This window comes from Pontibacter chitinilyticus, from assembly GCF_039748935.1.
GTDB lineage: Bacteria > Bacteroidota > Bacteroidia > Cytophagales > Hymenobacteraceae > Pontibacter > Pontibacter chitinilyticus.
Window position 1 is genome coordinate 319,853 of record NZ_JBDIZJ010000004.1, and the last position, 18,578, is coordinate 338,430.

The 18,578-nt window shown below is 49.9% G+C and carries 19 protein-coding genes; 11 read left to right on the top strand and 8 right to left on the bottom strand.

All coding sequences use genetic code 11. From position 1 onward, the window contains the following. Positions 1-17: 17 nt before the first annotated feature. The 5 genes from ABDW72_RS09545 to ABDW72_RS09565 form a co-directional block, all read right to left on the bottom strand. Entirely contained in the window at positions 18-767 is a 750-nt protein-coding gene (locus ABDW72_RS09545; RefSeq protein ID WP_347158317.1) for an SDR family NAD(P)-dependent oxidoreductase, read from the bottom strand. A 9-nt stretch (positions 768-776) separates the two neighbouring features. Further along, entirely contained in the window at positions 777-1,493 is a 717-nt protein-coding gene (gene porT, locus ABDW72_RS09550; protein WP_347158318.1) for a type IX secretion/gliding motility protein PorT/SprT, read from the bottom strand. 14 nt (positions 1,494-1,507) lie between these two features. Next, positions 1,508-2,230 carry a bifunctional demethylmenaquinone methyltransferase/2-methoxy-6-polyprenyl-1,4-benzoquinol methylase UbiE gene (gene ubiE / locus ABDW72_RS09555; protein ID WP_347158319.1) on the bottom strand — a complete coding sequence of 241 codons (723 nt, stop codon included), beginning with the start codon at positions 2,228-2,230 and terminating at the stop codon, positions 1,508-1,510. A gap of 152 nt (positions 2,231-2,382) precedes the next feature. Then, positions 2,383-4,344, bottom strand: coding sequence for an OmpA family protein (locus tag ABDW72_RS09560; protein WP_347158320.1), 1,962 nt, complete (start codon positions 4,342-4,344; stop codon positions 2,383-2,385). Between the two features lie 357 nt (positions 4,345-4,701). Next, positions 4,702-6,024 (bottom strand): hypothetical protein, encoded by a 1,323-nt coding sequence (locus tag ABDW72_RS09565; protein ID WP_347158321.1) that lies wholly within the window; start codon positions 6,022-6,024, stop codon positions 4,702-4,704. A 135-nt stretch (positions 6,025-6,159) separates the two neighbouring features. Between ABDW72_RS09565 and yihA the strand changes: the two genes are divergently transcribed. The 4 genes from yihA to ABDW72_RS09585 all read left to right on the top strand — a co-directional run bounded on the left by yihA (position 6,160) and on the right by ABDW72_RS09585 (position 8,079). Next, entirely contained in the window at positions 6,160-6,765 is a 606-nt protein-coding gene (yihA, locus tag ABDW72_RS09570) for a ribosome biogenesis GTP-binding protein YihA/YsxC (protein ID WP_347158322.1), read from the top strand. A 71-nt stretch (positions 6,766-6,836) separates the two neighbouring features. After that, a complete protein-coding gene (locus ABDW72_RS09575) occupies positions 6,837-7,241 on the top strand; it encodes an energy transducer TonB (RefSeq protein ID WP_347158323.1) in 405 nt (134 codons plus the stop codon). 17 nt (positions 7,242-7,258) lie between these two features. Further along, entirely contained in the window at positions 7,259-7,717 is a 459-nt protein-coding gene (locus tag ABDW72_RS09580; protein ID WP_347158324.1) for a DUF5606 family protein, read from the top strand. A 53-nt stretch (positions 7,718-7,770) separates the two neighbouring features. Next, the gene (locus ABDW72_RS09585; protein WP_347158325.1) at positions 7,771-8,079 is read left to right on the top strand and encodes a hypothetical protein; all 309 of its coding nucleotides are present in this window, start codon (positions 7,771-7,773) and stop codon (positions 8,077-8,079) included. A 135-nt stretch (positions 8,080-8,214) separates the two neighbouring features. Here ABDW72_RS09585 and fbp read toward each other — a convergent pair whose 3' ends face one another. Next, on the bottom strand, positions 8,215-9,240 hold the full coding sequence (gene fbp / locus ABDW72_RS09590; protein WP_347158326.1) for a class 1 fructose-bisphosphatase: 1,026 nt from the start codon (positions 9,238-9,240) through the stop codon (positions 8,215-8,217). 96 nt (positions 9,241-9,336) lie between these two features. Between fbp and ABDW72_RS09595 the strand changes: the two genes are divergently transcribed. The 6 genes from ABDW72_RS09595 to rsgA all read left to right on the top strand — a co-directional run bounded on the left by ABDW72_RS09595 (position 9,337) and on the right by rsgA (position 14,964). Then, positions 9,337-10,596 carry an aspartate kinase gene (locus ABDW72_RS09595; protein WP_347158327.1) on the top strand — a complete coding sequence of 420 codons (1,260 nt, stop codon included), beginning with the start codon at positions 9,337-9,339 and terminating at the stop codon, positions 10,594-10,596. A gap of 203 nt (positions 10,597-10,799) precedes the next feature. Next, positions 10,800-10,949, top strand: coding sequence for a hypothetical protein (locus ABDW72_RS09600; protein WP_347158328.1), 150 nt, complete (start codon positions 10,800-10,802; stop codon positions 10,947-10,949). 374 nt (positions 10,950-11,323) lie between these two features. Beyond that, entirely contained in the window at positions 11,324-11,788 is a 465-nt protein-coding gene (locus tag ABDW72_RS09605) for a Fur family transcriptional regulator (protein ID WP_347158329.1), read from the top strand. A gap of 26 nt (positions 11,789-11,814) precedes the next feature. Then, on the top strand, positions 11,815-12,453 hold the full coding sequence (locus ABDW72_RS09610; protein ID WP_347158330.1) for a peroxiredoxin: 639 nt from the start codon (positions 11,815-11,817) through the stop codon (positions 12,451-12,453). A 340-nt stretch (positions 12,454-12,793) separates the two neighbouring features. Next, entirely contained in the window at positions 12,794-14,035 is a 1,242-nt protein-coding gene (locus tag ABDW72_RS09615; protein WP_347158331.1) for a 3-deoxy-D-manno-octulosonic acid transferase, read from the top strand. A 5-nt stretch (positions 14,036-14,040) separates the two neighbouring features. After that, positions 14,041-14,964: a ribosome small subunit-dependent GTPase A gene (gene rsgA, locus ABDW72_RS09620; RefSeq protein ID WP_347158332.1), complete on the top strand. Its 924-nt coding sequence runs from the start codon at positions 14,041-14,043 to the stop codon at positions 14,962-14,964. A gap of 16 nt (positions 14,965-14,980) precedes the next feature. Here rsgA and ABDW72_RS09625 read toward each other — a convergent pair whose 3' ends face one another. Then, positions 14,981-15,388 (bottom strand): hypothetical protein, encoded by a 408-nt coding sequence (locus ABDW72_RS09625; protein ID WP_347158333.1) that lies wholly within the window; start codon positions 15,386-15,388, stop codon positions 14,981-14,983. Between the two features lie 210 nt (positions 15,389-15,598). Here ABDW72_RS09625 and ABDW72_RS09630 point away from each other — a divergent pair, with 210 nt between their 5' ends. Beyond that, positions 15,599-16,300 carry an SDR family oxidoreductase gene (locus ABDW72_RS09630; RefSeq protein WP_347158334.1) on the top strand — a complete coding sequence of 234 codons (702 nt, stop codon included), beginning with the start codon at positions 15,599-15,601 and terminating at the stop codon, positions 16,298-16,300. 182 nt (positions 16,301-16,482) lie between these two features. Here ABDW72_RS09630 and ABDW72_RS09635 read toward each other — a convergent pair whose 3' ends face one another. Continuing rightward, positions 16,483-18,576 (bottom strand): OmpA family protein, encoded by a 2,094-nt coding sequence (locus tag ABDW72_RS09635; RefSeq protein ID WP_347158335.1) that lies wholly within the window; start codon positions 18,574-18,576, stop codon positions 16,483-16,485. Positions 18,577-18,578: the final 2 nt, after the last annotated feature.

Genomic DNA, 18,578 nt, shown 5'->3' on the forward strand with positions numbered 1-18,578 from the left:
TTTAAAGAGAGGTTTTCTTATTGCTTATGCAAAACCGTTGCGGACGCTTGTGCCGTCGGCAGCACCAGTACTTCGGCCAGGTTGACGTGGGCCGGTCGCGTAACAATAAAGCTGATTAGCTCGGCTATGTCCTGCGCCTGCAGCGCATCGAAGCCTTTGTATACCGACTCCGCCCGCTCTTTGTCGCCTTTAAAGCGTACTTCCGAGAACTCCGTTTCTACCAACCCAGGGTTCACTTCCGATACGCGGATGCCTTCCTGCACCAGGTCCAGGCGCATGGATTTGGAGAGCGCGTCTACCGCAAATTTGGAAGCGCTGTACACGTTGCCGTTCGGGTATACTTCCTTGCCGGCAATAGAACCGATGTTCACGATATGGCCTTTCTTATGCTCCAGCATCAGGGGCAGCACCGCATGTGTTACATAAAGCAGGCCTTTCACGTTGATATCGATCATGGCATCCCAATCATCCACACTTCCTTTCTGGATAGGTGCCAGCCCGTGGGCATTGCCGGCGTTGTTCACCAGTACTTCTATCTGCCGCCATTCTGCTGGCAGCGAGTCTACAGCCTGCTGCACGGCTTCTTTGTCGCGCACATCAAACGCCAGTGTATAAACCGGCACATCGGCCAGCTGCTGCTTTAATTCGTCCAGGCGGTCGGTACGGCGACCGGTGGCAATTATGCGGTACCCTTGTTTGGCCAGTTCCAGAGCAGTGGCATGTCCTATACCGGAAGTAGCTCCGGTCACAAATGCGATTTTAGTCATGGGTATGTTTTATTCAAAGAACAGAATCAGTGAAACGTTTCGGGTGGTAAGCCGATCTATGCTCCGGCTATAGGTCTGCGCATCGTCGTTGATGGGCTTGTGCATGTTCAGCAAACCCTGTGAGAAGCGCAGCTCCGGCGCAAACTTAAAGTATGGATAAAAGATATCCAGTCCTACGCCATACTCTATGGCCAGGTCATACTTGTTTACCTGTATCAGGTTCTCATCTACATTCTCCGGGCTGTTTTTCCCGCTGCCCAGGTCTATCGCAGGCTTAAGCCCTCCCACAAAATACATCCGGAAATTGCCGCGGCGGCGGGCTTTATACTTCAGCAGCAAAGGCAGCTCCACTACGGTAGAGCTAACAGTTTGAATATCTTCTTCGTCCTCGGCCCGGGTGTTGGTAAACACAATCGGCCGGCCGTAAAAGCCTACGCCCGGTACAAAACGGGCATCCAGGTATTGCGCCAGGCGCACATTCAGTACCAGCCCTGTATAAAGGCCGAAGTTGGTTTTGGTATTTGCTGTTAAGTAATCGGCGCCCGAAGCATCGGCGCCGGCCAATTGGTCGGCATACCATTGCGAGTGCTGCAGGTTATAGCGGGTGGCGGGCAGGGCCAGGTAAAAGCCATAGTGGATGGGCTTGTCGTCGTAGCCGGGTTTGTTTTCGCCTTTAATTTTTTCTTGGGCGATGGCTGTATGACCGCCCAACAGCAGCAAAGCCATAAAGCCAAGTATCGTTATTTTTTGCCTGTGTAAATGGAGCTGATACCGAATGTAAGTGAATGCCATTTTGTGCTTTTAAATCCAACTGCTTCAAAGATATTGATAAACTCCTGCCCGTCCGGGAACGCCTGCACAGATTCGGGCAGGTAGGTATAGGCGGCGTTGTCCTTTGAAACGATTTTACCTACCACCGGTAGTATGTTCTTAAAATAAAATTGATAGAGTTGTTTCATCGGGAAAGCCCGCGGCTTCGAGAACTCCAGTACGACAGCTGTGCCGCCCGGTTTCAGCACACGGTTCATTTCAGCAAGTCCTTTGGCCAGGTTCTCAAAGTTACGTACTCCGAAGGCTACCGTAATGGCATCGAAGGTATTATCGGCAAACGGCAGGTTTTCGGAGTCGCCATACTTCAGTTCGATCTTATCCGAGAGCCCGCGTTTAAGTAATTTCTCCCTCCCTACGGCCAGCATGCCCTCCGAAATATCCACGCCCACCACTTTATCGGGGTGCAGGCTGAGGGCTTCTATCGCGAAATCAGCGGTGCCGGTGGCAATGTCCAGCACCAGCTTCGGCTTTTGAGCCTGCAGTAGGCTTACCGCTTTTTTGCGCCAGATAATATCAATACCAGCGCTCAGGAAGTGGTTCAGGAAATCATACTTGCCGGCGATGTTGTTAAACATCGTGGCTACCTGCTGCTTCTTGTTCTCGTTCTGGTCTTTATAAGGTACTACCGCCATGGGCTTGTTGTAAAGTATAGTTCAGGCAAAAATACTGTTCCTAAAACTATATTTCACGGAATATGTTCCGAATTATAAAAAAACCGGCCAGGCGTGTAGGCCTGGCCGGTTTTAGAAGGATGTCAGTGGCTGCTGTGCCGCTGCTATAGGTATTACAGGCTCTGCTGTGCCTGGTCTTCTCTTGGAATCACCTTGAACTCGGTTCTGCGGTTCAGCTGCATGTTTTCTTCCGAAGTATTAGGTACAGCCGGACGGCGTTCGCCGTAACTTACTGTTACCATGCGCTTCGGCGAAATGCCCTGTTTTACCAGATAATCGAAAGCCGCATCAGCACGGTTCTGGCCCAGCGTCATGTTATACTCGTCTGTTGCACGGGAGTCGGTGTTGCCTTGTATGCTGATGTTGATACCAGGATTATCTTTCAGGATCTGCGCAATTCTGTCCAGTTCTCCCAAAGCCTCCGGACGCAGAGCATACTTGTCTGTTTCGAAGTAGATGTTCTGCAGCGCAAAACGACCTGTTGCAACAGCCCCGGTGGTATCGACATAATCGATGTAGAAATTATGTGTCAGGTTGGTGGTATCGCTCAGGCTAACCGGCACGTCAAGCTCGGCCGTTGCAATCTGCTTGTTATCTTTAGACAGCTGCACCTGATACTTGCGTCCTGACAGCACCTGCACGGCATAAGCGCCGGAGTCTGGTTTGGTTACGTCGCGGTAAGCAATCGGACGTTTATCAGCCTGCAAGCCATTAAAGAGCAACTCTACACCAGGGATAACTGTGCTGTCGCGCAGTGAGAACACCTGCCCGTTTACATTGGTAGTGCGGATGTAGTTAATCGTATAAATATCTTTCTCGCCGTAGCCACCAATGCGGTAAGACGACAGGTAAGCATAGCTGCCATCCGGCGCTAAACGGTAGTAGGTATCATCATCCGGCGTATTGATTGGCGAACCCAGGTTTACGGGGCGCGCCCATCTTCTGGCCACAGAATCATACTTGGCCGAGAAGATATCATAGCCACCCATTGAGTTATGGCCACGTGATGCAAAGAACAGCGTGCCGTCCGCAGCAAGGTATGGGCTATCGTCGTCGTAAGGCGTGTTGATGGTTGTGCCCAAGCTTTTGGGTGTCTGCCATCCGTTTCCGTTCGCAGCCCGCTTGGCTACATACAGGTCCAGGTCTCCATTTTCAGAGTAGTGGCTGGTCGAGAAGAACAGCGTCTGTCCGTCCGGTGAAATGTAGGCGTCCGATTCAAAGTCCTGGCTGTTGATGTTGCTGCCAATGCTCTTCGGTGCTCCCCAACTGCCATCTGGCTGGCGTTCTGCCACCATAATGTCGCCGTTATTTTCGGAGCGGTACATCAGCATTTTAGTGTCGTTGTCAAATAACTGGATCGAGGCATCGTGGCCGGGGCTATTCAGGGCGCCTGGCACTGCACGCGGCTTCTCCCACTCATCTTCACCCAGGCGGTTGGTCTCAAAAATGTCTTCGTAAAATTCGCCGTCGCGGGCCTCTTTGCCTCCTGTTACGTTCTGGGCACGGGTGGTAAACAGCAGGTAATTGAAGTCCGACGAAATAACAGGGCTATGCTCCGAGTAAGCGGTGTTAATTGTGCCGCCCAGGTTTTTCACAAACACATCTTTCGGGTTAGCCACTTCTTTTTTAGCGCTTTTGGCATACTTGATCAGCTGTGCCACTTCCTCCCGGCGCTCTTCATTGCGCTTTTTTACCGTTTTCTGGTACTTCTGGAAATGATCTATGGCGCTGTCGAACCGGTAGTTGATATGATCCACGCGTCCCAGCCAATACTCCAGGTCCTTGTCGATATTCGGCTTCAGCTTCTGCACACGGTAGAGGTAATCCGCCGCCTTCTCCTTATCAAAGGTCATGTAGCTGATACCGGCATAATAAAGCGCTTTTGCATTGTTTGGATCGCTTGCCAGCACCTGCTCGTAAAAAGGAATTGCCTCGCGGTAATTCTCTTTATCGAAAAACTTGTTTGCGGACCGTAATTGTTTTCTGGTGCTCTGGGCTGAAGCAGCGGCTGCGAAAAGGCACACCATCAGCAGGAGCAAAGAAAGCCGTGAGAACGACTTGGCAAAATGATTCATGTGTAAAAGTTTTATATAATTCCCTGGCAATAAATATTTAGAAAGGCGTAATGCTTTGTGTAATACATCAGACTCAATGACTGGCTTTGCTTGTATACGTACAATATTAAAATCAGTATATGTCTTAATTTATACTTTTTAATAAACGCGTTGTTTGCATTGCTATGCAGCTAAGTTGGCAAGCACCGCTTTATCCAACATAACCCGCATCAAAGTAAAGTATAAGTATGAAATAAATAATATTTATTTTAACAAGTCACAAATATATAAAATAAAAGATACAGCAAACGAAAAAAACAGGTATAATTTTCATTGTGCTTTCCTTTCCTTCCTCCTCTTAATAAGTATGTTAGAACACTATTTCCGGAAAATAATCTGGTAAATATCCTTCGCACCAAAGCCACCCGGCCTATCAGACGAAAAATAGGCGGTATTCCTGTCGGCGCTCAAAGTAAAGTATACATCGTCCTGGGGTGAGTTGACAGGCAGGCCCAGGTTTTGTGCCTGCGCCCACACTGCCTGCTGAAGCGTGGATCTGAATATATCGAAGCCGCCCATGCTGTTATGCCCGCGGGAGCTGAAGTATAAGGTGTTTGTGGCGGCATCTACAAACGGGGCATCTTCGTCGTACGGCGTGTTAACGGAAGGCCCCAGGTTAAGCGCTTCGCTCCAACTGCCATCTTCCTGCCTGTAGCTCATGTATAGGTCCAGGCCTCCCATACCCCCGGGGCGATCGCTGGAAAAGAAAGCAAAACGGCCATCAGCCGTAACAGCTAACGAGTATACGATGCCGCCCTTGTTGAACGGTGCCCCCAACGGCTCCGGCTTCGTCCAGCCGTTCTGCTGCCACTGCGCGCGGTACAAGCCTTTACCCTGAAAGAATGTGTACAACTCCTGCCCATCTGCCGCCGCCGAAACCATTGCCTGTGCCGGTAAGGCTGCATCAGTATCAAGGAACAGGGTAGATGGCTGCCAGGCATGTTGCCACTGCCGGCTGATGCGTACCTGCTCTACTCCTGCGGCATCGGCAAACTTACGCTTGGTCGGGCGTCGGCTGGTATAAGGTAGCACACTATCGCCGGGCAGCAGCACGGGCACATAGTCGGCAAAGCGCGAGTTGATGGCCGGGCCGGCATTTACCACATCAGCCAGCGGTGGCAGGACGGCCATTGCTTCACCGGCAGCGCACTCCTCCAGCCGCTTCGCCAACTGAGCGCGGTACATAGTTTCATTGCGACCTGTTTTCAGCAGCTCCTGCTGGTAGTAGGTTTTAGCAGAGGCAAAGTCATAATCCTGCTGGCAGGCATCGGCCAGGTATAGCAACAGTTTCTCGCCTATTCTGGGGTCCAGCTTTTGTACCCGGACAAAGTATAGCTTTGCTTTTTTAGGAAGCCGCAGCTCCAGGTAAGCTATCCCCAGCTTATAGTTCGCTTGCACGCTCTGCGGGTCGGCTTCTACGGCGCGGGCATACAGCTCAGCCGCTAGTGCATAATCTTCTACCGCAAAAGCTTTATCGGCTTGGCGGAGGTAATGGTGCACCGGCCCGGCCAAGGTGATGTGTACCGTTAGCAGCATGGCCAGCAACAGCAGCCACACGCTTATCACAGGTCCAAACGCTTTGGCGCCCGCAGGCATTAACACACCCGAATCCTGAATTGGTAAAAAGTGCCTGTACTTCATGTTTGGAAAAATAAATAGTACCTTTGAGGTGCCAGAACCTAACCTGCTTCAGAACCAGGCTAAAGGTAATAAACACATAGGTATACTCTAATATTAACAGGCAAATAGTGACTATACTGCCTTAAACCAGATAAGATGATCATTAAGGAAGCCAAGTTTTTGATGAGCAATACCAAAGTGGAGCTCTGCCCAACGCCCAATAAACCGGAGTATGCTTTTATCGGGCGCTCCAACGTAGGCAAGTCATCGCTTATCAATATGCTTACCGAGCAGAAAGGGCTGGCTAAAACCTCTGCTTCGCCTGGCAAAACACAGCTCATCAACCACTTTCTTATCAACGATGCGTGGTACCTGGTAGACTTGCCGGGCTATGGGTATGCCAAGGTCAGCAAGGGCTCGCGCGAAGAATGGCGCCGGATGATCAACTATTACATGCAGCACCGCGAAAACCTGACCTGCGTGTTTGTGCTCATCGACTCGCGCCACAAGCCGCAGGCGCAGGATCTGGAATTTATGGAGTACCTGGGTAAAACTGGCGTGCCTTTTGTACTTGTTTTTACTAAAACCGACAAGCAGTCTTCCGTTAAAACGGATTCAACTCTTGCGGCTTACAAGCGTAGACTGCTGGAAACCTGGGAAGAGCTCCCTCCTATTTTTCTTACGTCTTCGACCAGCAGGCGTGGCCGCGATGAAATACTGGAGTATATTGCTGAGATTAATGCCCAGATGCAGCAGCAGTAACAAAGCGTACTACATTTAAGCCGGAGTAGCTGGAGCCCACAGGTGATGTTGAATTTAAATGTTTAGCCTATATGAAAAGTAAAATTTCTTTTTTGTTTCTTTTATTTGCCCTTGCAGCCTTCGGCGCTTCGGCCCAGACAACCGAAACCAAGCAGCAGCCCCCACAGGAAGAGAAAGTATGGACGCCGGACAAAGTGATTCCGGTAGCTGAGTTCTATGAAGGTGGCGTGGAAGCGATGTACAAAGACCTTTATAAAGAGCTGAAGTACCCGCCGCTAGCCAAACGTAATCGTGTGCAGGGCGAGGTTATCCTCAGCTTTACGCTGAACGAAGATGGCTCTACCTCTAACTTTAAGGTGCTGCGCAATGCCGGCGCCGGCACCGGCGAAGAAGCAGTACGTGCTGTGAAGGTGCTCAAGTTTAAAGCTCCCGGCTACGGCGTAAATGCTACCATGCCGGTCATGTTTAAATTATAACCGTTTTATATTTCATTATGCCTATTGATTTAAAACAAGTTGCTGCCATCTCTGGCATGAGCGGACTTTACCGCATTGTTAAGCCTACCCGAACGGGCGTTATTGTGGAGAGCCTGGAGGAAAACCCACGCACCGTAGTGGCACAGGCCCGACACCGCATGTCGTTGCTGGATGAAATTTCTATTTATACTACGGATGAGGAAGGCACAGTGTCTTTGGCAGAGGTGTTCGACCGCATCCACCAGAAGTATGGCGACACCCTGCCCGTGAGCGATAAGCCGGATAATGCCGAGTTGAAGAGCTTTATGGAAGAGGCTTTGCCTGAGTATGACGAAGACCGGGTGTATGCATCAGACATGAAGAAACTTGTGAGCTGGTACTCCATTGTAAATCAGTATGTAGGTTTTACAGAAGCTGATGAAACTGCTGCAGCTACAACTGGCGACAAAAACCAGCAGGCAGAAGACACAGAATAACCCAAACAAAACCCTCCGCCACCGGAGGGTTTTGTTTTAAGTACTTAAAAGGTATGCCCGACGCTTCCGCACTTCTCATCAGCACTACCCGCCGCCTGCAACAGGTGTTTGAGGTAGACAACCTGCCCGCCACAGACCAGGAAGCCCTCTGTTATAAAGTAGCCCGGGTGGTCGCGCACCTGCTCCACACCGACATGAACCGCCTGCTCCACATTTTGTACCGCATCGATGTGGAAGAGCAGCAGGTAAAACAGGCCATGATAGCGGATGATACCGAGACAATAGCTGAGCGTATTGCCCGGCTGATCGTGAAGCGGGAGTTACAAAAAGCCCGGCTCCGGCAGCAGTACAGCAACCGCTAAATGCCGAAGCCATGTGGCTTTGTCCACTAAAGGAAATTTATACTTAAGCCGTATAGCCTAGACATAAAAAAGGGCAGCAACCTGAGTTGCTGCCCTTTTTTATGTCTAGGCAAGTATAAGTAAGATGCAGGTAGATCAGGCCTCTTTCATACCAGCTTCAACTGCAATCTCGGCGTGCAGGAATTCTTCTACCATATCTACCATTTCAGAAGAACCAATGATCAGTGGGCACCGTTGGTGCAGTTCTTCCGGCTCCAGCTCCATTATGCGGCGGCAACCATTGGTAGCTTTACCACCTGCCTGCTCTACAATAAAGGCCAGCGTGTTGCACTCATAAAGGAGCCGCAACTTGCCATTAGGGGCCTTGGTGGTAGGCGGGTAAATGTAGACGCCCCCCTTGAGCAGGTTGCGGTGAAAATCAGCTACCAGCGAGCCGATATAACGGGCCGAGTAGTTGTGCTGCTGGCAATAGCGCAGGTATTCTCTGATGCCTTCCGGAAAGCTGTTAAAGTTGCCGTCATTAATAGAGTAGATGGTGCCTGTTTTGGGCGTCACAATATCGGGGTGCGACAGGAAGAACTCTCCCAGGCTTGGCTCATAGGTAAAGCCATTTACACCGTTGCCGGTCGTATACACCATCATGGTAGAGGATCCATATATAATATAGCCGGCTGCCACCTGGCGCGTGCCATTCTGCAGACAATCCTCCATGGTGCCATCCTGGCCTGCCTTAGAGGTTCTTCTGTAAATTGAAAAGATTGTTCCGATAGATACATTCACATCAATATTTGATGAGCCGTCCAGCGGGTCTATGGCTACAATATACTTTCCTTTGGTGTTGCCAGTCTGGATAATCTCATCCTCTTCCTCTGAAATAATGGTACAAACTTCACCCCCGTTGCGTAAGGCCCGTATAAAGCGGATGTTTGCAATTACATCCAGCTTCTGCTGCTCTTCGCCCTGCACATTCTGCTGGCCATGGGCGCCGGTAACTCCCAGCAGGCCTGCACGGTTTATCTCCCGGTTCACAATTTTTCCGGCCAGGGCAATGTCTCGCAGCAACTGCGATAGTTCGCCTGACGCATACGGAAAATCTTCTTGTTTTCTCATGATAAACCTATCGAGCGTAGTGCCCACAGGTAGTGCAAGTTTGTCGTTCATAAGATGGGTATTTAAATATTTTACATAGTACAAATTTATCGTTTTTAGGCGCATTTCCTAAAATCATTACTTTTGCGGAACATCACTTACACAGCAATGAAAGTATTTAAATTTGGCGGCGCTTCCGTTAAAAATGCAGCAGCTTTCCAAAATCTAGCCCACATCGTGCAGGTGCATGGCGGCACAAAACAACTGCTGCTGGTCGTATCAGCTATGGGCAAAACGACCAATGCGCTGGAGCAGGTTTTTAGTCTGGCCTACCAGGGCAGCGACTACCTTGACGCCCTGCAGCAGATATGGACCTATCACCAGCAGGAAGCGGCTGCGTTGTTTACAGATGCTGCCAACCCGGTACATGCCCAATTAGAGCAACAATACCAGGCCCTGCAACAGGCACTGCTGGCAGTCAGCCCGTCCGGCAGTTACGATATGCAGTACGATCAGGTTGTAAGCTTCGGAGAACTATTTGCTTCGGTTATACTACACGGTTACCTGCAGCAGCAAGGTCTGCCGAATACCTGGGTCGACAGCCGCCAATATGTACAAACCGACAGCACCTGGCGCGAAGCCAAGGTAAATTGGCCCCGTACAGAACAGCAGATAAAACAGGAATTGCCTTCGCTGCTGGAGCACCAGATGGTAGTTACACAGGGCTTTCTGGGGGGTACTGCCAACGGCCACACCACCACCCTTGGCCGGGAAGGCTCCGATTTTAGTGCTGCCATTTTTGCTTATTGCCTGGATGCGGCCGGCATGTGGATCTGGAAAGATGTGGAAGGCTTGCTGAATGCTGATCCCAAGCACTTTACAGATACTGTTCGTTACCCGGAGATATCTTATCAGGAAACAGTGGAAATGGCTTATTACGGAGCCTCTGTCATTCACCCGAAAACAATAAAACCTTTGGCTAACAAGCATATACCGCTGTATGTTAAGTCTTTTTTGAACCCAACCGGCGAAGGCACCAAAGTATGCGACTGCCGTTTTGAGAAGCTGCCACCAGCCTATATCATCAAAGAAAACCAATGCCTGATCTCCTTCAGTGTGAAAGATTTTACGTTTATCTCCGAAAAGAATTTAAAGACGATTTTTAGCGTCCTGTCTGAATTGCGGATCAAAATAAACCTGATGCAGAACTCCGCCATTTCGTTTTCTATTTGCACTGATTTTTACCAGGAGCGCCTGCACCACCTGATAGAGGCCCTCCACGACCAGTTTGTGATACACTATAACACGCACCTGTACCTGTATAGTATAAAAAACTATGATGCGGAGAGTTTGCAAAAGATTATGCAGGGCAAAGAAATCCTATTAGAACAGCGCACCCGCACTACTTTTCAGTTAGTGTGCCGCTAAAGTCATTATGCTGATTACGTACAAATAAATTAGAACATTTATACAAATTCATTTTATAAATATATTTAAATGTACTTTCTTTGCATAATTAATTTTGCCTATGAAACTTACTTTTACAAACTCTAATGCAGCCTGCTGAGAAAATTACAACCCGTTTTGTATTAAAGCTTCTTCTTCTTTTTGTACTCCTTTTCTTCGGTGTCATGCTCAAAGTCTCCAAGATGACCGCACATGCAAATGCGCAGGATGCAAAAGTTGGAGAAACACCTGCCATGGATACGTCCAATATGCACCTGAAGCAATCTCTGTATTTCCGTTTGGTGAACCACGACAAGCAGTCTGCCAACATATAGTATAAACTGGCTTAAAAGCATTCTTTTCCTGCAGGCGTAATTCGCCTGTCAGTACTTTGATGCAATTAATTCCTGCTGCGGCCATGCTACCTGTAGTGGTACTGCTGCTGCCGGCAATACCATTACAGGCAATTCTCAGCCCTGTTTGCCTATTGCCTGAATATTTTCCTATCCTTTATTGCTCTTCTACATAGCCGTTTCCTTGCCTTCAAACAGGTTTGCATACTTATGTTTGCATCTCCTGCGGGCATTACACCTGCTTTACCCTTCTACCTGCAGAATTATTTGCTGATGGTTTGGAGCACTGCTGTCTTTCACTTACTTTTGCAGCATTAATTCTTATATAAGAATTTTTCTCCACTAAAAAAGAGAACATGCAGCAGTTAACCCGTCAGGAAGTCCACCAACGCATCGCAGCCGCAGGCCTGAAAGCCACAAGCCAGCGCATGGTAGTGTATGAGGCTGTGCTGGAGTTGCATGATCATCACCCGACAGCCGAAGAGGTTTACCAGCAGCTTAAGCCGGCTAATCCCAGCATTTCACTGGGCACCGTCTACAAGGCCCTTGATGCTTTTGTGGAGCATAATCTGGTACTGCGTGTGCTGTCAGAAGAAAGTGGCAAGCGCTACGACGCAAACACGATGCCGCACAGCCATATTTACTGCAGCAACACCAAAGAGATCATCGATTTTGAAGATCCGGAGTTGGAGCAGCTTTTGGCGACATTCTTTCGTAAGCGCGCTATGAGCAACTTTGAGATAAAGAGCGTAGCAGTGCAGCTGACAGGGAATAAAGTGGAACCGGACAAACAAATCAGTATTTCACAAGTAACTAAATAGATTATAAATTTTAAGATTAATTGTAAATGGCAGTATTAGTAGGTAAAAAAGCACCGGCTTTCAAAGCTACAGCAGTTGTTAATGGTGATGAAATAGAGGATAATTTCTCCTTAGAGCAGTATATAGGCAAACAGCACGTTATTTTCTTCTTCTGGCCAATGGACTTCACGTTTGTTTGCCCAACAGAGATCATCGCGTTCCAGGATAGAATGGAGGATTTCGAGCGTAAGGGCGTAGCCGTAGTGGGCTGCTCTACCGACACGCACTTCTCTCACTTCGCCTGGCTGAACACGCCACAGGACCAGGGTGGTATCCAGGGTGTTAAATATTCCCTGGTAGCAGATGCAGCTAAAACCATCTCCACAAACTATGATGTGCTGGCCGGCCATTACGAGTATAACGAGGAAGGTGAAATGACCTTTGTTGGGGAGCCCGTAGCTTACCGCGGTTTATTCCTGATCGACAAAGAAGGCGTGGTACGTCACCAGGTAGTAAACGACATGCCGCTAGGACGCAGCATTGACGAAGCCCTGCGTATGGTAGATGCCCTGCAGTACTTTGAAGAGAAAGGCGAAGTTTGCCCGGCTAACTGGGAAGAAGGCCAGGAAGGAATGCAAGCCACAAAAGAAGGTGTATCCAGCTACCTGGCCAACAAAGGCCACTAAGCGTTATTCACAACAACTTACAAACAGCCTCTGCCTTACAGCAGGGGCTGTTTTATTTTCAGACCTACTGTTTTAGGTTTTTCCTCCTAATGTAAAAGAGTAGGCCCGCAGGCAACATTTGCCCTTGCTAATTGTATCAGAGTGCTGGCTATTTGCCATACTTCGGCAATTGGTTCTGGGCGAAAGAGAAACTGCCACCTAAACGAAATACCTCCCTTGGAAGCAACTCTTAAACTAAACCGCTCTTCACAAAAGGCAATCACGTATATTTGCACCGCAGAAACATGCACGTTCTGTAGAACTCAGGAGGTCGTTTGTCAGCCATAAGCTTATAGTTACTTTGAAATTTCTCTACGACATCGGTATCAGAACCTATGCAGCGGCCTTGGCATTAGCGGCTCCATTTAACCCGAAGGCCAGGCAGATGCGGCAGGGACGCCAACGCCAGTTTGAACGGCTGCAGGAGGCGTTGCAGGGTAACAGCGCACCGGTGGCGTGGTTCCACTGCGCCTCCCTGGGTGAGTTTGAACAGGGTCGGCCTGTGATAGAGGCTTTTCGCCAGGCTTACCCGGATTATAAGATCCTGCTCACCTTCTTCTCCCCATCGGGCTACGAGGTCCGCAAAAATTATAGCGGTGCCGATTACATTTTCTACCTGCCCCTGGACAGCAGCCGTAATGCCAAGCGGTTTCTGGATCTGGTACAGCCGCAGCTGGCCGTGTTTGTCAAGTATGAATTCTGGCACCATTACCTGCTGGAGTTGCATCAGCGGCAGATCCCTACCCTCTCTATCTCTGCTATTTTCCGGCCTAGTCAGGTATTCTTTAAGCCATACGGCAACTTCAACCGCGAGATGCTCCGCTACTTTACACATATTTACACTCAAAATGCACAATCGCTGGAGCTGCTGCAAAGTATAAATATCCGCAATGCCAGCGTAGCCGGCGACACTCGCTTTGACCGGGTGCTGCAAACAGCGGCTTCGGTACAGCGCTTGCCCCTGGTAGAAGCATTTGCACAACAGCAGCAGGTGATGATAGTGGGCAGCAGCTGGCCTGCCGATGTAGCGGTACTGTTGCCGCTGATAAAAAAGTATAGCACCAGTATGAAATTTATCATGGCGCCGCATGAGGTAAACGAGACAAGTATAAATGCCGTGATGCAGGCAGTTGGCACAGAGGCCACACGCTATTCAACGGCAACAGCTCAGACTGTAACAAAGTATAAAATCCTGGTGATCGATAATGTTGGCATGCTGTCGGCTTTATACAGCTACGGCACTTATGCTTACATCGGCGGTGCTTTTGGCAAGGGGCTACATAATACCCTCGAAGCAGCTGTGTTCGGCCTGCCATTGTTCTTTGGGCCTACGTACGATAAATTTCAGGAGGCCCACGACCTGGTGGCTTTACAATGCGCTTTTCCGGTGCAGAATTCCCAGGAGCTGCTACAGGTTTTTGAACGCATACAGCAGTCACCGGAAACAGTGCAGCATATCACCACTACCGGAAAACAATACGTACAAGCACAGGCAGGCGCCACAGCCCGCATTATGGCCGATGTGGCGCTGCTGCTAAAATAGCATACATGAAAGGAGTAATCATAAAATCTACAGGTTCCTGGTACCTGGTGCGCGACGAAGCCGGGCAACTGCACCGGGCACGGCTACGGGGCAAATTTAAGCTGCAGGGAATGAAAGTGAGCAACCCGCTGGCTGTTGGCGATCGGGTGGAGTTTGATATAGAGGGCACGGAAGAAGCAACGGCAGTCATCCATAAAATAGAAGATCGCGAAAACTATATCATCCGCCAGAGCACCCACAAAACAGCTTATGCTCATATTATTGCCGCCAACCTGGACCAGGCGCTGCTGCTGGTAACGCTGGTTTCGCCCCGCACCTCGTTTGGCTTTATCGACCGCTTTTTGGTAACAGCTGAGGCATACAGCATCCCCACTACGCTCATCTTTAATAAAACAGATTTGTATGATGAGGACGTGCAACATTACCAGCACCAGATCAGCCTCTTGTATGACCAGATCGGTTATTCAAGCCTCGCTACTTCAGCCCAGACCAACGAAGGAATTGACGCGCTGAAAGCGCTGTTGCAAGGCAAAACAACACTCTTCTCTGGTCATTCCGGCGTAGGCAAATCCACGCTCATCAACCTGCTGGTGCCAGATCTGGCACTGAAGACCTCAGAAATTTCTGATTTTTCGGATAAAGGCGTGCACACCACTACTTTTGCCGAAATGTTTGAGGTAAATGACGCCACGTTTATCATCGATACGCCTGGTATAAAGGAGCTTGGTATCGTAGATATTCCGGCGGCGGAGCTCAGCCACTATTTCCCGGAAATGCGCGAGCGCCTGAACCAGTGCCGCTTCCATAACTGTACCCATTTCAATGAGCCGGGCTGCGCTGTAATCGAGGCGGTGCGCCACAATGAGATCGCCCTCTCCCGCTACGAAAGCTACCTAAGTATGCTGCACGGCGGCGACAACCGGAAATAAGGCGTGTATACTTGCTTTATGCTACAAGCCACGCCGTGGCGTGCTGCTCGTCGTAAAAGTTATGGTAAGCCACAGTCGTATCGGGTAGTGCCAGCACATCCTCAACCAAGGCTTCTACAAAGCTCTCGCGGCTGGTGTTTGTAGTTCCCAAACGGGCAATGCGGGCCAGGCGAGTACCAGCCAGTTTGTTAGCAAACGTGGTATTCAATTCTTTATACTCCTCATCCGTCACTGCTGTTATGTCCTCACGCGAATCGATCAGGAGCTTTTTTATGTCGTAGTTCCGAATAGTCTCTAACAGCTTTTGGAAAGAATAGCCGAACTCGTCCCTGGTAGCACCTTTGCTGTCCAGCCACTTTACTTTCAGAATATCAACGGCGGCATCGTATTGCATTTCTACCAGGCCATCTCGGTGTAATATCATGTTTGCCGGCACACTTTATCAGTTTTCTGTAAACAGAGGACAAGATAAGAATATCTACGGCCTTTTAGCAGCTTCCCATAAGTTTTCAGAACCTACTATACAATCTTGCGTAGTCCGCATCTCTTTAATACAAAATCGGTTCTTAGGAGCTGGTTGTTAACCCTGTCTCCCTTGCTGCGTTAAAAAGTGTTTCACTTCCAAAAGACAAACATGAAACTGGAGAACGCACACATACTGATAACAGGTGGTACGCTGGGCATTGGTTATGCCACTGCTAAGCTACTGGTAGAACACGGCGCTGCGGTGGCCATCACCGGGCGCGACAAAGAACGCACGCAGAAAGCGGCAGAAGAAATCGGAGCAATGCCCATCACGGCCGATGTAGCCAACCCTAATGATGTGCAGCGTACCTTTGAGGTATTTATGGAGAAGTATGACCGGCTGGATGTGCTGATCAACAACGCAGGCATAGGTATAGCCAGAAGAGTGGAAGACCTGACCATTGCAAATTTCGAGCAAATTTACCGTGTTAATGTGTTTGGTGCGGCTCTGATGGCGGCGCAGGCTGCCGAAATCTTCAAAAAACAGAATGCTGGCAACATCATCAACATAGGCTCAACAGCGGCCAGCAAAGGGTATGAAGGCGGCTCCATCTATGCTTCGTCTAAAGCTGCCCTCCGCAGCATGACGCAGAGCTGGCAGGCCGAGCTGCGCCGCTACGACATACGCGTGATGCTGATAAACCCCAGCGAGGTAACCACTGCTTTTGGCCGTGAAGACCGGCAGGAGCGGGAAAGCAAGCCTAACAAGCTGCGAGGTGAGGAGATTGCATGGGCTATTAAAGGCGCGCTGGAAATGGATAGCCGCGGGTTTATACCGGAGCTAGCCGTCTGGGCTACCAATCCTTTCTGAGTTGCAGGGCAGCAACAGAATACTTCACGCCCTTTCGTAATAAGCGGACCACATTTTTCTGATACTTTATACTATAGTGTGGTAGTTTCCATACTATAAAACAGCCTCCCGCCGCACGTATAGTTCTGCGACGGGAGGCTGTTCTTTTTTCCTCCTGCATCTTACTGCAGGAGCTTCAATTACTAATGTAAGTATAATGTCACCCGCCTGTTTACCGGGTTTACAGACTTGTTAGCGGAGGAAGCTTCGCCTTTATATTCTGCTCTGATCCGCTCTTTGGCAATACCCTGCTCCTGGAAAAAAGCAGACACGGCTTCCGCTCTCTTGCGGCTTAGCACCAGGTTATAGTTGGGATCTCCCTGCTGGTCGGTATAGCCGGCAAGCAGTAACTGCAGGTCAGGGTTATCTTTCAGCAACCTTACAAAGGTGAGCAAGCTGTTATAGCTCTCCATCGGCACCTTGGCAGAATTAAAAGCAAAGAACACGTTGGTCGAATCACTCACTGGGGCAGGACTGCTTACCGCAACAGGGACAGCTACTGCTGTAGTAGCGGGCGCAGTAGTACCTGGTGTAACCGCCCGTGCCGCCGGTGCTTGCAGGCGCTGTAGCTCTACTTGGTATAAAGTCAGGCGCTGCAAAATGCTATCATTTAGCGCCGCCTGCTCGTCCATGTAGTGCAATACACTATCGTTCTGCAAGTAAGAGGCATTTTCTGTTTCCTGCTCCGCTGCCATGGCATCATTTGCCTGCAGGGCATTTAGCGAGTCCAGGTTGCTGCGCAGCTGGCGGTTGGTTCTGTTTGCCGCTTCCAGTCTTCTCCTGTCATTATCCAGGAGTAAAGTCATCGTTCTGTCGCGTTGTCCTGATCGGTCAGCATAGGACCGGTCGATGGGTACGTAAACAGTACGCTGCTGTATCTGTGTTCGGGTTGCGGGCTGTTGCACGCGTATGGGGTCCTGGCGGACAGGTGCCGTTGTTGTTAAATTCTCGGCATGCTCCTCCTCCACCTCGCGGTCCACTTCGGTGCTGCGAGCTGCCTGCTCCTGGTCCTTTACCTCTTCATTTCGTTGCGCTTTGGACTTTTGCTTTCCTTTTTGTTTGTTTTTGGTATCGGCCACAACAGCATTGGTTTGCTGCCGGACAGTATCAGCAGCGGCACGGCTGGCAGTAGCCGCCCTTGTCCGAGGTGATGGTGCTGTGCGTGTCGTATCAGCCTGTCCTCGTCTGGCAGCTGCAGCAGCACGGCTTGTATCGGTATCAGTGTATACCATCTGTCGGCTGCCGGCCGGCACAGTAACAGCTGGTGGGTTTACGGTCATACTGTCAACTGGCACCAGGGTATACTTCGTTACTCCACCTGCCTGGTTTTGCTGGTTGGTTGTATCAACAGTAACAAGCCTGCTGGTAAAAGGAATGATGGCCAGATCGGCTTTTGCATCCTGAATCAGCGAATCGCCGGGAGACGTTAAGGGCAACTGCTGGCGGGCCGCTTTGGTCAGGCTGTCTGCTGATGGGTTATGGCCAAGCTGCACCGGCTTAGGTTGAACCTGAAGTATAAAGTCCAGCATACTTCTGTCTGCCCGCTGTGGCAGCAGCTCCCCTCCGCTTGTAGCATACGTATCCGCTTTGCCTACATAGAATCGCGGGGCTTTGAACGTCGATTCTTTCTGTCCGAAACTATAGGCAAGGGCCAGACCACCGTGCAGAATAGAATTGTTATGCTTGTTTTGCTCAACTACCAGCGGCGCCAGGTGCTGCTTGGTGTTGTAGATCGCCTCTGCCTGCAGGTTAAGCTGTAGCCTGTCCGTTAGCCGGAATTTGAGCCCTACGCCGAACGGCACCACCGGCATACGGCGTGTCTCCTGCGTTTCACTCCCAACAGTGGTTTGCAAAGTGCTCAGGCCATAGCCGCCAAAAAAGTATGGCGACAGCTGCGCAGAGGTATTGAATATCCAGCCATTGTCGGTATAGAAGTATAGCCGGCCCGATATCATCCGTGCTTCTGTAGTGAAGGAATTTCCCTGAACTCCCCAGCCCTGCACGTGTCCATACGTGGCACTGGCAGCAACACCAAACGTGTTTCCCAGGCTTTTACCCAGTTCAAACCGGTAGAGCAGGTGGTTGTTCGCAGAAAAATAAGTGCTGGCATCCTGATCGGGATTATAGTAGTCGGCAATGCCAACATAGCCCTTGACGTGCCAGTTGTAGTGGTCGTGCTGTGCCGAGGCTTGCAGTGCGCAGGCCATCAGCAATATAAATATAAGTATCTTCCTCATGG